At 64.4% G+C, this 13138-nt stretch carries 11 protein-coding genes; 4 read left to right on the forward strand and 7 right to left on the reverse strand.

What is annotated here, in order from left to right; genetic code table 11:
- Nucleotides 1–122 precede the first annotated feature (122 nt).
- The gene (locus tag ACSSVC_RS16890; RefSeq protein ID WP_325985927.1) at nt 123–1607 is read left to right on the forward strand and encodes a DASS family sodium-coupled anion symporter; all 1485 of its coding nucleotides are present in this window, start codon (nt 123–125) and stop codon (nt 1605–1607) included.
- 15 nt (nt 1608–1622) lie between these two features.
- Here ACSSVC_RS16890 and dapF read toward each other — a convergent pair whose 3' ends face one another.
- On the reverse strand, nt 1623–2417 hold the full coding sequence (gene dapF / locus ACSSVC_RS16895) for a diaminopimelate epimerase (RefSeq protein WP_346632583.1): 795 nt from the start codon (nt 2415–2417) through the stop codon (nt 1623–1625).
- A 214-nt stretch (nt 2418–2631) separates the two neighbouring features.
- Between dapF and ACSSVC_RS16900 the strand changes: the two genes are divergently transcribed.
- Nucleotides 2632–4287, forward strand: coding sequence for an MFS transporter (locus tag ACSSVC_RS16900; protein ID WP_346632584.1), 1656 nt, complete (start codon nt 2632–2634; stop codon nt 4285–4287).
- A complete protein-coding gene (locus ACSSVC_RS16905; protein WP_404939503.1) occupies nt 4284–5408 on the forward strand; it encodes an HlyD family secretion protein in 1125 nt (374 codons plus the stop codon). Before ACSSVC_RS16900 ends, ACSSVC_RS16905 begins: the two co-directional genes overlap by 4 nt.
- 109 nt (nt 5409–5517) lie before the next feature.
- Here the strand turns inward: ACSSVC_RS16905 and copD are convergent, their stop codons facing one another.
- The 6 genes from copD to ACSSVC_RS16935 all read right to left on the reverse strand — a co-directional run bounded on the left by copD (nt 5518) and on the right by ACSSVC_RS16935 (nt 12221).
- Nucleotides 5518–6393, reverse strand: a complete 876-nt coding sequence (gene copD, locus ACSSVC_RS16910; RefSeq protein WP_492611031.1) for a copper homeostasis membrane protein CopD — start codon at nt 6391–6393, stop codon at nt 5518–5520.
- 3 nt (nt 6394–6396) lie between these two features.
- Nucleotides 6397–6765, reverse strand: coding sequence for a copper homeostasis periplasmic binding protein CopC (copC, locus tag ACSSVC_RS16915; RefSeq protein WP_346632587.1), 369 nt, complete (start codon nt 6763–6765; stop codon nt 6397–6399).
- Nucleotides 6766–6893: 128 nt separating this feature from the next.
- Nucleotides 6894–7853: a helix-turn-helix transcriptional regulator gene (locus ACSSVC_RS16920; protein WP_492611032.1), complete on the reverse strand. Its 960-nt coding sequence runs from the start codon at nt 7851–7853 to the stop codon at nt 6894–6896.
- A 57-nt stretch (nt 7854–7910) separates the two neighbouring features.
- Nucleotides 7911–10265, reverse strand: coding sequence for a beta-glucosidase (locus ACSSVC_RS16925; RefSeq protein ID WP_492611033.1), 2355 nt, complete (start codon nt 10263–10265; stop codon nt 7911–7913).
- A gap of 18 nt (nt 10266–10283) precedes the next feature.
- A complete protein-coding gene (locus ACSSVC_RS16930) occupies nt 10284–11654 on the reverse strand; it encodes an MFS transporter (RefSeq protein ID WP_492611034.1) in 1371 nt (456 codons plus the stop codon).
- 132 nt (nt 11655–11786) lie between these two features.
- The gene (locus tag ACSSVC_RS16935; RefSeq protein WP_492611035.1) at nt 11787–12221 is read right to left on the reverse strand and encodes a GNAT family N-acetyltransferase; all 435 of its coding nucleotides are present in this window, start codon (nt 12219–12221) and stop codon (nt 11787–11789) included.
- Nucleotides 12222–12485: 264 nt separating this feature from the next.
- Between ACSSVC_RS16935 and ACSSVC_RS16940 the strand changes: the two genes are divergently transcribed.
- Nucleotides 12486–13106: a TetR/AcrR family transcriptional regulator gene (locus tag ACSSVC_RS16940; protein WP_346632591.1), complete on the forward strand. Its 621-nt coding sequence runs from the start codon at nt 12486–12488 to the stop codon at nt 13104–13106.
- Nucleotides 13107–13138 lie beyond the last annotated feature (32 nt).

Below are 13138 nucleotides of genomic sequence, written 5' to 3' on the forward strand. Positions count from 1 at the left end.
TGTGTGGCTTCAACCCAGAGCCAGATCAACGGCGGGCAACTGCGCAGGCTTGACCTTTATCAACGCGCTTTTGGCGGTTTTGTAGCAAGCTGGGCGCTCTCCAATTGAAAAGGAAAAGGCCCATGACTACGCCTCTGACAACGGCGCCCGCGGCCAAGGCTGTATTACCGATTGGATTGCTGATCGCCGTACTGGCCATGGTCGGGGTGCTGCTTCTGCCACTGCCCGCCGACCTGCCGGTGGCCGGCCACCGGATGCTGGCGATCCTGGCGTTTGCCGTGGTGGTGTGGATCAGTGAAGCGGTGTCTTACGAGGCCAGCGCGATCATGATCACAGCGCTGATGGCGTTCTTGATTGGCACCGCGCCAACCCTGCAGGACCCGACCCAGGTCTATGGCAGCTCGGCAGCCATCAGCCTGGCCCTGACCGGGTTCTCCAACTCGGCCCTGGCCCTGGTGGCCGGTGCCTTGTTCATCGCCGCCGCCATGACCCACACCGGCCTCGACCGGCGCATCGCCCTGGTGACCCTGACCCGGGTCGGCACCAGTACCCGGCGCATCCTCATCGGCGCCATTGCCGTGACCATCCTGCTCAGCCTGCTGGTGCCCAGCGCCACGGCCCGCAGTGCCTGCGTGGTGCCGATCATGATGGGCGTGATCGCCGCGTTCGGCGTCGACAAGCGCTCCAATATCGCCGCTGGGCTGATGATCGTGGTCGCCCAGGGCACCAGCATCTGGAACGTCGGCATCCAGACCGCCGCGGCGCAGAACCTGCTGACCGTGGGCTTCATGGACAAGATGCTCGGCCAGCGTGTGGCCTGGCTCGACTGGCTGATCGCCGGCGCGCCCTGGGCGGTGATCATGTCCCTGGTGCTGCTGTGGCTGGTGCTGAAACTGCTGCCCCCGGAAACCGACAGCATCCCCGGCGGCAAGGAAGCGGTGGCCCAGTCCCTGGTGGACATCGGCCCCATGACCGGGCCGCAGAAGCGCCTGCTGGCGGTGTCGGTGCTGCTGCTCCTGGCCTGGTCCACCGAAGGCAAACTGCACCCCTTCGACACCACGACCACCACCTACGCCGGGCTGGTGATCCTGTTGCTGCCACGGATCGGCATCATGACCTGGAAGGATGTGCAGTCGCGCATTCCCTGGGGCACGGTGATTGTCTTCGGGGTCGGCATCAGCCTGGGTTCGGCGCTGCTCAGCACCCAGGCCGGGCAGTGGCTGGGAGGGCAGGTGGTGGCCCATACCGGCCTGGATCAGGTCGGGCCTTTGGCGGTGTTCGCCATTCTTGCGGCGTTCCTGATTCTCATCCACCTCGGGTTCGCCAGCGCCACGGCCCTGACTTCGGCCTTGCTGCCGATCCTGATCGCGGTGTTGCAGACCTTGCCTGGGGAGTTCAGCCGGCTGGGCATGACCATGCTCCTGGGCTTTGTCGTCAGCTACGGCTTTATCCTGCCGATCAACGCGCCGCAGAACATGGTCTGCCTGGGTACCGAGACCTTCAATGCTCGGCAGTTCGCCAAGGTCGGGCTGCTGGTGACGTTGATCGGCTACCTGCTGATGCTGGTGTTCGCCATGACCTGGTGGAAATGGCTGGGCTGGATGTAGCGAAAACCCACCCCTTCACACTGACCCGCTGAACACCCGGGTCACGCTGCCGGCCAGGCGCACCTTGCCCTGGCCGTCCCAGCTCACCGTCACCGGGCCACCGTCGCACAGCACCCGCACCGGGCTGTCCAGCAAGCCACGACGGATGCCGTTGACCGCCGCCCCGCAGGAGCAGGAACCGGAGCCCAGGGGGATCGCGCCATTGCGCTCCCAGATGCGCAGGCGGATGGTCTGGCGGTCCAGCACCTGGATGAAGTGCACGTTGGTCTTGTGCGGAAACAGCGGGTCGCTCTCGATCTTTGGGCCCAGCGCGGCAATGTCCAGCTGTTCCAGATCGTCGACGAAAAAGCTGCAATGGGGGTTGCCCATGCTGCACGCCGCCGGTGTTCCCGGCAGCGGCAGGTGCAGGCTGTCCAACGCTTGAGCCAGGGGGATGGCCTGCCAGTCGAACGACGGCAGGCCCATTTCCACGGACAGCGACTGATCCTCAAGGCGCAGGCATTGCTGCAGGCCGCGAGCGGTTTTCACCTGCACCTCGGTGGCGCCGCTTTCCTGCATCAGCAGGTCGGCGGCGCCGCGGGTGGCGCTGCCGCAGGTATCCAGGCTGGAACCATCGGCGTTGAAGAAGGTCAGTTGCGCCGCACTCTCGTGGCAATCGCCGAGCACCACCAACTGATTGAAACCGATGCCGCGCTGGCGATCTCCCAGGGCCCTGGCCCGCTCAGCGGTGATCGGGTTGGCGCGACCACGGGCATCGATCAGCACGAAATCGTCGCCATTGGCGTGCATCTTCACAAAGTTCAGCGGCATTCGGGCTCCGACAGGCGAGGGCAGGCAACCGGTGCTACGACCACCAGCGAACGCAGGATTGCGAAAAAAAGCCACCGGCGCCAGCGCCTTAAAATAAAATTCATCCTGCCAGCCCGGGCATTGCCTGGACGGCGGGATTTTCCGGCACACTGCCGGACCACCGGGAACATCGCCAACCGCTGCAACAGCGGCCGGCACAGCACAAGGTCACGGCATGGATCATTACGCCCCGCGCAACTGGCAGCCCCACGAAAAGCCCAGCTTGCCCGGTTCCCCCTCGACACCGCTGCACCCCACTCACAAGCGCCTGGCCTATGCGCTGGTGGGCTTGCTGGTGGCGATCACCGGCGGCCTGGGCAACTCGCTGGTGATCGCCAATCTGCCGTACCTGCAAGGGGCACTGGGGGCAACCACGGCGGAAATGGCCTGGCTGCCGGCCGCCTACGTGATGACCAACGTGTCGATGAACCTGCTGCTGGTGAAGTTTCGCCAGCAGTTCGGCCTGCGGGCCTTCACCGAAGTGTTTCTGGTGCTCTATGCCCTGGTGACCTTCGGCCACCTGTTCGTCAACGACCTGAGCTCGGCCATTGCCGTGCGGGCGGCCCACGGCATGGTCGGCGCGGCGCTCAGTTCCCTGGGGCTGTACTACATGGTCCAGGCCTTCCCGGCGAAATGGCGGCTCAAGGCCCTGGTGCTGGGGCTGGGTACCTCGCAGTTGGCCTTGCCCCTGGCCCGGCTGTTTTCCGAAGACCTGCTGCAGATTGCCGAGTGGCGTGGCCTGTACCTGTTCGAACTGGGCCTGGCGCTGACCTCCCTGGGCTGCGTGTTCATGCTCAAGCTGCCGCCGGGGGACCGTTTTCGCACCTTCGAGAAACTCGACTTCCTGACCTTCGCCCTGCTGGCCACAGGCGTTGCCCTGCTGTGCGCGGTGCTGTCCCTGGGGCGCATTGACTGGTGGCTGGAGGCGCCGTGGATCGGCTACGCCAGCGCCGGCTCCATCGTGCTGATCCTGGCCGGGCTGTGCATCGAACATAACCGCCGCAACCCGATGCTGATGACCCGCTGGCTGGGCAGCGGGGCGATGATCCGACTGGCCCTGGCGGTGATCCTGATCCGCATGGTGCTGTCCGAGCAGTCCACCGGCGCCGTGGGTTTTCTCCAAGCGCTGAACATGAGCAGCCAGCAGATGCGCCTGCTCTACGGGGTGATGCTACTGGGCAGCATCGCCGGCTTGGCCACCAGCGCCCTGACCATCAACCCGGCGCACCTGTTGATGCCGCTGATCATTTCCCTGGCGCTGATGGCCGTGGGCTCGGTGATGGACAGTTTCTCCAGCAACCTCACGCGCCCGGCCAACATGTACCTCAGCCAGTTCCTCCTGGCCTTTGGCGGCACCTTTTTCCTCGGCCCGACCATGGTCCTGGGCACCCGCAATGTGCTGACCAATCCGCGCAATCTGGTGAGCTTCTCGGTGCTGTTCGGCATCTGCCAGAACCTCGGCGGGCTGATCGGCTCGGCCTTGCTCGGGACCTTCCAGATCGTGCGCGAGAAATACCACTCCAGCCATATCGTCGAGCAACTGACCCTGCTCGATCCTCAGGTCCTGGCCCGGGTGCAGAGTGGCGGGGCGGCCTACGGCAAGGTGATTGCCGACCCCGATCTGCGCACCCTGCAAGGCATTCGCAGCCTGGCCAGCGCGGCCACCCGCGAGGCCAACGTGCTGGCCTATAACGATGTATTCATGCTGATTGCAGTGATTGCCGTACTCACCATGATCTGGATATTCATTCGCAGCCTGTGGCTGATGAGCACGACCCAAGCAGTCGCGCCCGCGGCTCCCGTTCAACCCAGTGGTGCCCCAAGTTCATGAGCGAAACCGTCAACCCCACCACCAACGCCATTGCCTCGACTCCCGAGCCCAACGGCCCGCCGAGTATTCCCGCCACCGAGCCACGGCCGTTGGCGGTGCGCATCCTCTCGTCCCTGGGCTTTGCCGCCATCGCCATTGTCGGCGTGCTGATCGTGCTCTACGCCTGGCAACTGCCGCCGTTTTCTAGCGCCATCGAAAGCACCGAGAACGCCCTGGTACGCGGGCAGGTGACCATCATCGGCCCGCAACTCAGCGGCTATGTGTTCGAGGTGCCGGTGCAGGATTTCCAGCAGGTCAAGGCCGGCGACCTGCTGGTGCGCCTCGACGACCGCATCTACCAGCAGCGTCTGGACCAGTCCCAGGCTCAGTTGGCAGTGCAGAAGGCCGCCTTGGCCAATGCCCTGCAACAGCGCAACAGCGCTGAAGCCACGATCAAACTGCGCCAGGCCGCCCTGGCCGACAGCCAGGCCCAGGCCCGCAAGAGCGCGGCCGATTTGCAGCGCAACGAAGCGCTGATTGCCGATGGCTCGGTGTCCAAGCGCGAGCTGGACGTGACCCGTGCGGCCAATGCCCAGACCGTGGCCGCGGTGGCCCAGGCCCAGGCGCAACTGGAAATAGCCCGCCAGGACCTGCAGACCGTGATCGTCAATCGCGGCTCCCTGGAGGCTGCGGTGGCCAATGCCCAAGCAGCGGTGGAACTGGCGCGGATCGACCTGTCCAACACCCGCATCCTCGCCCCCCGGGATGGTCAGCTGGGGCAGATCGGTGTGCGCCTGGGGGCCTACGTCAACTCTGGCGCACAGTTGATGGCGCTGGTGCCGAACCAGCTGTGGGTGATTGCCAACCTGAAGGAAACCCAGATGGACAATGTGCGGGTCGGGCAGCCGGTGAGCTTTAGCGTGGATGCCCTGAGCCACCGCAAATTCAGCGGCAAGGTGCAACGGATTTCCCCGGCCACCGGTTCCGAGTTCGCCTTGTTGCAGGCCGACAACGCCACCGGCAACTTCGTCAAGATTGCCCAGCGCGTACCGGTGCGGATCACCGTCGACCCGGATCAGCCGGAGCTTGAACGCCTGCGTCCCGGATTGTCGGTGGTGGTCAGCATCGATACCCGCCAATAGCCGACACACCACCTCACGTAGGAGCCGGCTTGCCGGCGCAGAGGCCGGCAAGATTTGCACCGATGCTGCAAACGCCTTCGCTGGCAAGCCAGCTCCTACAGGCTGAGGTTTACGCCGCCTGCATCGGTGGCAAGGTGCCCAGCAGCGAGACCGCGGCCACTGCCGCCACACCCAGCAGCCATTCCAGCTGCACGCTGTTGCGCAGGCTCGACAGGCGCTGGTCGCAGTCGCGGATTCGCAGGCGGTTGAACAACGCCAGCCCGAGCATGCCGGCCACCAGCAGCACCTTGATCAGCAGGATCAGGGCAAAACCACTGAACAATGGAGTCGGCCACCATTGCCCGGTGAGCACCCGCACGTTGATCAGGCCGGTTAGCAGCAAGCCGGTTACCAGGCCATAACCCACGCCGCTGAAGCGCTTTAACAAGGGCTCGACAGACAGCCCCGCGGGTTGGCGCAACACCAGCAACAACACCAGCAAACCCCCCAACCAGATGGCGACACAGCTTAAATGCACGATCTGATTGAGGATCAGCATCTGCCCCTGCACCCCATCGAGCATGGCGCCGTGCCCCACCGGAGCCAGGGTTGCCAGGAGCAGGGCGCCCAACCCCAGTTGCAGCGGCAGGCGCCGGCCCAGCGGGGTCAGCAGCAGCCCCAGCAACAGCAGATTGAGCAGCAGGTGCCAGGTCCAGACCTGGCCGAAGAAGGTCTTGCCCAGCACCAATTGCACGGTCGCCGGGTCCAGCGCCGCCGACCAGGAGCCGGCCATGCTGGCGGTGATCAGCAGTAGCCAGCACAGGCCGCTGCCCAGGCCGATCAGCGTCAACCAGCGGCTGAGCCGATCGAGCTGTCGATGCACGGCGCCCTGGCCGTTCTGTGCTGAATCACGGCCCAGCAACAGCGGGCGAAATACCCAGGCCCCGACCAGGATCAGCACCACCGCAAAGTGCACGAAGCGGCACAGCACCAGCCATGACGCCATGGATTACGGGCTCACCTTGAAGCTGTAGCTGCCTTCGCTCTTGTGGGTGTCCACCGACACCGCGTGCCATTCCACCTTGTATTCGCCGGCGCGCAGTGGCGTGGCGGCCGGGGTGACGATCAGGGTCTTCTTGTCCGCACCTTCGGTGGCCAGGCCTTTCACCTCGAGAGGGGCGCCGTCCTTGCTGATCTTCACTTGGGTGAAGGCCGCTTCCACGCCTTCGGTGAACACCAGGCGCAGTTCGTTGGGCGCAACCACGCTGCTGTCGGCCGCCGGGGTCGAGCCTTTCAGGTGGGCGTGGGCCCATACCGAGGAGGCGGCGAGCATCGAGGCGAGCAGGGCGGTGGCATTGAGCAGATTTTTCAGTGACATGGTCAGGTACCTGATGAACATTGGAGGGCGATAAGCCACGACTGGCGGCGACTAAAAAGGCCCGGGGCGGACTTTCGGCCCCGGCCCAATCCTTGGGCGGCGCCAGTGTACATCGAAGCCGCCGCGGATCAGGAAGCTCGTGGCGGATCGGCGTCGAGCAAGCCGAGGATCTGGCTGTCCCACTCCAGGCAGCGAAAGTCCCGGCCGGCATCCCGGTAATCCCGTTGCAATTGCGACAGGTACTGCTTGCGGTACTCGCTGGGCGTCAGGGCGCAGTGGTTGCGAAATGCCGCGATCAACTGCTTGTGCTCGCTGAAGCCGCAGCTGTAGCAGATTTCGGTGATCGGCAACTGGGTGTTTTTCAGCAGGAAGCGCGCGCGGTTGACCCGCACCTGCGCCAGGTAGTCCTTGAAGTTGCAGCCGTTGACCTTCTTGAACAGCTTGGAGAAGTGGTGGTAGCTGAGGTTGGCCTGGGCGGCGACTTCCGCCAGGGGTAGCTCCCGTTGGTAATGGCGGTTGATGTAGTCGATGCAGTGCCTGATCAACTGCTGGTCCTTGCTGCGCAGGTTCAGCCGTGCCGGTTGCCGGGGCGCGGCATTGGCCTGGTGCAGGCTGGACAGCAGCAGGTAGATCAACGCGGTACGGCGCAAGGCATCACCCTCGGCGCCTTCCAGGTCATGCGCCACCAGTTGCCTGAGGGCCGCCTTGATCTGGCGGTCGCGCGGGCGGTACTGGCTGGCATCCGGCACTTGATAGTCGATGTGCAGGCCGGGCTGCAGTTGCTCGAACAGGTGCGGTGAGAATTGCACCGTGAGCAACTGGCTGTCGGCTTCCAGGGCCTGCAGTTCATGGCTGCGTTCGGGGTTGATGTAGAGCATGCCGCCGGGGCCCAGGTGCTGGCTGTGCGGGTCGACGCTGATCAGAAAGCGGCCCTTGAGCACGCAGATCAGTTCGGCGGCGGCATGCCAGTGGGCCTCGCAGCGTTGCACCTGGGCGGCAAACAGGTTGATCTGCTGCCGGTCGAACTCCACCAGCTCATGCCCGGGGCCGGCACTCGGGGCAGGACGGGTCATGGAAAATGGCAGCATCGGGCATCCTCGAATCAGCAGCGTCGGTTTGCGGACTGTATCCGAACCGGCGCCGGGTCATGCCGGGGCGTGCACTTCCAGGGCCGCCGCCAGTTCTTCACGGGAGATGTCCAGTTCGAGCATTTCCGTCAGGGTGATCAGCAAGCCGCAGAACAGCTCCGGGGCGATCTTGCGCAGCTTTTCCTGTACCTGTTGCTCCGCCAGTCCGCTCTTGTGCGCCACCAGCCGCGCCACCTGCTGGAACAGCACCGGGTTGTCCAGCAGTTGCACCAGGGAGCTGTGAATGTTGAGCGGCGGATACAGGGTTGGCGCCTGCACCTGGACCTCGGCCAACAGCTCGATGTGCCGCGAGGACCCGCCAACCCGCAGCTGGTATTCGCCGCTGTCCACCACCCAGCGGGCCAGGGCCGGGTCGTAGTAGGCGAAATCGTCCCAGTCCAGATGCAGTTCGACCCAGGCGCTCTGACCCGGCTCCAGGGCCACCTTGGCAAATGCCTTGAGGGCCTGGACTTCCCGGGGCAGGCGACAGGTCGGCGGGGCCAGGTACAGCTGCACCACTTCCTTGCCGAAGCGCTCGCCCTGGTTGGCGATCTCCACGCTGACCGTCAACTGCTGCCCGGGTGTCAGGCTGCTGCTGGAAAGGCGGATTGCCCGGTACTCGAAACAGGTGTAGCTGAGGCCGAAGCCGAACGGGAACAGCGGCTCCAGGCGGCGCTTGTCGTAGTAGCGGTAACCGACGAACAGGCCTTCGCTGTAGCGCTGCTTTAGGTTCTCGCCAGGGTAGGTGAGGAACGCCGGGGTTTCTTCCAGGCTATTGCGCACGCTGACGGTGAGCTTGCCGCTGGGGTTGATCAGCCCGAACAGTGCCTGGGCCACGGCGCGCCCCATGCCCTGGCCGGCAAAGAAGGTTTCCAGTACGGCCTTGGCCTGACCCAGCCAGGGCATGACCACGGCGTCGCTGTTGGCCAGGACCACGACAATGTTGGCCTGGACCTTGGCCACTTCGCCGATCAGCCGCTCGTGACTGGGGAGAATGGCCAGGTGCTGGCGGTCGCCGTTTTCTCCGTCTTCGCCCACCGCGGTACTGACGAACAGGATCGCCACATCGGCGGCGCGGGCGGTATCCAGGGCCTGGGCCAGGGCGGCGGGGTCCAGTTGCTGGTCGTCCGCTGCGCCCACCGCGTAGCGGATCTCGAAGGCCTCGGCCCCCAGCTCGAAGATTTCGTCCAGGGGCCGGTCCAGCAGGTAGGGGCGAGTGGTGGCACACCCCGAGCCCTGGATCACCGGCTCCTGGGCCGGCTTGCCCAGCACCGCGATACGCGGGGTTTTCCGCGGGCACAGGGGCAGTAACCGGTCCTGGTTCTTCAGCAGCACCAGGGATTCGGCCGCCAGGGTCTGGGCCAGTTGGTGATGGGCCTTGAAGTCGGCCCGGGTCTCGGGCTTGCGGCCGCGGTGAACCTTGTCGATCAGGTCCAGCATGCGCCGACAGGAACGGTCGAGGACATCGCTGGGGATCTGCCCCTGTTCGATGGCGTGCAGCAGCTCGCGCTGGTCGCGGCGGCTCTCGGGCATGGCCAGGTCGTTACCGGCCAGCAGCGCTGCCGGACGGTCCTTGATGCCGTACCAGTCGGACATCACCAGCCCCGGGTACTGCCACTCATGGCGCAGCACCTGGGTCAGTAGCCATTGATGCTGAGAAGTCTGCACACCGTTGAGGCGGTTATAGGACGACATCAGGGTCCATGGCTGGGCCCGGTCGATGGCACGCTTGTAACCGGCCAGGTAGATCTCCCGCAGCGCGCGTTCGTCCACCACCGAGTCCATTTCCGTGCGCCGGTACTCCGAGTTGTTGCAGGCGAAATGCTTGAGGCTGGCGCCCACGCCCTGATCCTGCAGGCCGTTGATCAGGGCCCCGGCCAGTTCGCCGCTGAGGATCGGGTCCTCGGAATAGTATTCATAGCCGCGCCCGGCCAGGGGCGTGCGGCGGATATTGATTCCCGGCCCCAGCAGCAGGCCGACGCCGAAGTGCTGGCACTCCACCCCGAGGGCCTGGCCCATGCGATACAGCAGGTGCAGGTCCCAGGAGCAGGCCAGGCTGGAGCCGTTGGGAAAGCAGGTGGCGGGTTTCGACGGGCTGAACAGCGCTTCGGAACCGCTGGCCGGTGACGGCTGCGCGGGCATTTCGCCGCAGTTCTGGTTCACCACCTGGATAAAGTCCTCGAAACTCCAGCTGGCGCCGTCCTCGATCTGCCGGGTGCTGTAGCGCACGCCGTAGGTACCGTCGGTCATGATGAAGTCATCGATGCCCAGGTGTTCCAGGCGCGCGCTACGCCACAGGCCCTGGCCGCTGAGCAGCCTGACCTTGTCGGCGGCGCTCATCCGGGCCAGCAACTGGGAGTGAGAATCGGGCATGGGGCAGGCTCCTTGAGGTCAGCGGGCTAGGGCTGTTTGCTTGCGTTGTTCAATACGCTGCAGCAGGTTGCGGTAGGTCTGTTCGTCCAGGGGGTAGAACAGCACGAAGACCAAACCCAGGGCGAACATCAGTGCCGGCACCAGGGTCATCATCAGGGTAATGGCGTTGATCGCCTGGGCATCCACCTGGGCCGCCGAGTAGCCCGAAAGCTGCAGCAGCAGGCCGGCCAGGCCGCCGCCCAGGGCCATGGCGATCTTGGTCACGAAGTTGAAGAAGCCATAAATGGCGCCCTCGGCCCGGCGGCCGTTCTTCCACTCGGCGTACTCCACGGTGTCGGCGATCATTGACCACATGGCGACGAACCCGGCGCCCAGGGTGATGCTGTACAGAGCGATGCAGAACAGGGTCAGCGGCAGGTTGCCGGCGGCGAAGCCGTATTGCGTCAGCAGCCCGCCGATCCCCAGCAGCAATACCCCGAGGGTCATTTTCTTCTTCCCCAGCACGGCGATGAGTTTTTCCGAAAGCACGGTGCCGAGGATGTAGGCGGCGGTCTGCAGGGCGAAGAACATCGGGCTGACCCCCTCATCGCCGATCACGTACTTGATGAAGTACACGGCAATGGCCATCCACAGGGTGTAGGCGATGTAGAAAAACAGGGTGAACAGTGACAAGTGAAACAGCGGTGGGTTGTCGAATACCGCCCGCAGCATCTCGCGGATCGACGGCGTCGGGCTGTCCTGGCGCGGGTCCACGCGTTCGCGGGTCATGCCGAAGCAGGCGATGAAGCAGAAGGTGGCCAGCAGGGCGAACAGGCTCACCGCGAAGACGTAGCCGTCCCTGGGATCGGTGAACAGCGCCACCAGACGCTCGGCACTGGTGGCCACGATCAGGTAGCCGATCACCGCCAGGACAAAGCGATACACCGACAGCGAGGCCCGCGAGCCTTCGTGCTGGGTCATGCGGTTGGTCAGCGCCGAGTAGGGCGTGTTGACCGTGGTATAGGCCAGGCAATAGAGGGTGTAGCTGACCAGCGCGTAGGTGAATTTAAGCTCGATGTCCCAAGCGCTGAAACACAGGATGCTCAGGCCTGCCAGGGGCAGGGCGCCGTACAGCAGGTAGGGACGCAGCTTGCCGTGGCGGCTGCGGGTGCGGTCCACCCCGTAGCCGATGAGGAGGTTGAACAGCGCGTCGATCACTCGGGCGATGACGAACACCAGGCTCGCCTCGGCGGCGGACAAGCCATAGATATCGGTATAGAAATACAGCAGGAACAGCGAGACGAAACCGAAGGACAGGTTGCTGGCCAGATCGCCCAGCCCGTAGCCGATCTTCTCCTTGGCACCCAGGACCACGTAGCTCGCACAGATCCCGGCGGTTGGCGTATTCATTGTTGTTATCCGCGACAAGAGGAACGGTGATTCTAAGAATTCCGCTCGCCGGACACTTGTCGTTATTTGTGCGAATGCTGGGGCTTATTTGTGCGGTTGCCGGGGGAGGGCTACTCCCCCGGCAAGGGGCGGTCAGGTGTTTTTCAGTTGCAGGTGGATGATCGGAAACGGTCGTCCTTCGCCGTCGGTTTCCGAGCGACCGCAGTCGACGAAGCCGTAGTGACGATAGAAGCCGTGGGCCTGAGGGTTCTGTTCGTTGACGTCGACCTTGAGGCCGGGACGGCGTACGTGATCCAGAAGCTTTCGACCGATGCCCTGGCCCCGTTGGGCCGGTTCGATGAACAGCATTTGTACCGTGTTGTCGCTGGTGGCGATAAAACCGCCGGGGCTGGCGTCGGGGTTCTCCCAGACCCAGGCCTCAAGGGCCGGCAGGTAGCTGTCGCGTACCAGCGGGTACAGGCGCTGGATATCGTCTTCAGCGATAAAGTCATGGGTGGCGCGGACCGAACGCTCCCAGAGCGCGGTCAGCAGGGCGTCGTCCGCAGCGACGCGAGGGCGAATCTTCATGGGGGTATTCCATCAGTATCAGGACAGATGGCCGGCGATGGGGCAGGGCCGGCATTCGGGCAGAGACCTGTATGCCCGTTTCGCGAATTAACGCCTGGACGGAGCACCGCAGTGACTGCTGCAAATGAGCGGGAGGCCGATCCTACCCAATACCGCCGGGTGGCGAAAGACCCATGCCGACCGGCAATGTCGCAGGCCTGACAGCTCCCCGCGGTGCGCGGGCGGATGCTAGTCTTGGCGCAGACTGTTTTCGTAGGAGCCCTCATGGGCAATCACAAGATCGAGATTCGTCGCAGCAACGTTGAAAAGATCCTCCTGGCTGCCGAGAAAGTCTTCGCCGAAAAAGGTTATGCCGGGACCGCCATGGCCGACATCGCCGAAGAAGTGCAACTGCCGCGCTCCAACCTGCATTACTACTTCAGCACCAAGAACGAGCTGTACAGCGCCGTGCTCCTGGACCTGCTGGACGTGTGGAAACAGGACGCCCTGTGCTTCGAGATGTTCGACGACCCGCGCGTGGTGCTCAGCAGCTACATCCGCGCCAAGATGCAGCATTCACGCAGCCGGCCTTATGGCTCCAAGGTCTGGGCCAACGAGATCATCCATGGCGCGCCGACCCTGGGCGAGACCCTGGATGCCAGCCTGTACGACTGGGCGAAGATGAAGGAAGCGAAGATCCGCCAATGGGTCGAGGCTGGACGGATCTTGCCGGTGGAACCGTCGAGCCTGCTGTACATGATCTGGGCCTCGACCCAGCATTACGCCGACTTCGACCATCAGGTGATGATCCTCAACGACCATCAACCGTTGTCGGATTTGCAATTCGAACGCGCAGTCCAGACCGTCACCCGCGTCATCCTGCGGGGCATCGGCCTCGAACCCTGAACCTGCATCGCCGCTTCCCGTAGGAGCTGGCT

It is taken from the genome of Pseudomonas sp. E1BtOHC1 (genome assembly GCF_058744285.1).

Bases quoted from the DNA above. Each gene is read 5' to 3' on its own strand.
- ACSSVC_RS16920 (WP_492611032.1), bottom strand. From the start codon at position 7,853: ATGCTGCCATTTTCCATGACCCGTCCTGCCCCGAGTGCCGGCCCCGGG.
- copC (WP_346632587.1), bottom strand. From the start codon at position 6,765: ATGTCACTGAAAAATCTGCTCAATGCCACCGCCCTGCTCGCCTCGATG.
- ACSSVC_RS16940 (WP_346632591.1), top strand. From the start codon at position 12,486: ATGGGCAATCACAAGATCGAGATTCGTCGCAGCAACGTTGAAAAGATC.
- ACSSVC_RS16905 (WP_404939503.1), top strand. From the start codon at position 4,284: ATGAGCGAAACCGTCAACCCCACCACCAACGCCATTGCCTCGACTCCC.
- ACSSVC_RS16925 (WP_492611033.1), bottom strand. From the start codon at position 10,265: ATGCCCGATTCTCACTCCCAGTTGCTGGCCCGGATGAGCGCCGCCGAC.
- ACSSVC_RS16890 (WP_325985927.1), top strand. From the start codon at position 123: ATGACTACGCCTCTGACAACGGCGCCCGCGGCCAAGGCTGTATTACCG.
- ACSSVC_RS16900 (WP_346632584.1), top strand. From the start codon at position 2,632: ATGGATCATTACGCCCCGCGCAACTGGCAGCCCCACGAAAAGCCCAGC.
- ACSSVC_RS16930 (WP_492611034.1), bottom strand. From the start codon at position 11,654: ATGAATACGCCAACCGCCGGGATCTGTGCGAGCTACGTGGTCCTGGGT.
- dapF (WP_346632583.1), bottom strand. From the start codon at position 2,417: ATGCCGCTGAACTTTGTGAAGATGCACGCCAATGGCGACGATTTCGTG.
- ACSSVC_RS16935 (WP_492611035.1), bottom strand. From the start codon at position 12,221: ATGAAGATTCGCCCTCGCGTCGCTGCGGACGACGCCCTGCTGACCGCG.
- copD (WP_492611031.1), bottom strand. From the start codon at position 6,393: ATGGCGTCATGGCTGGTGCTGTGCCGCTTCGTGCACTTTGCGGTGGTG.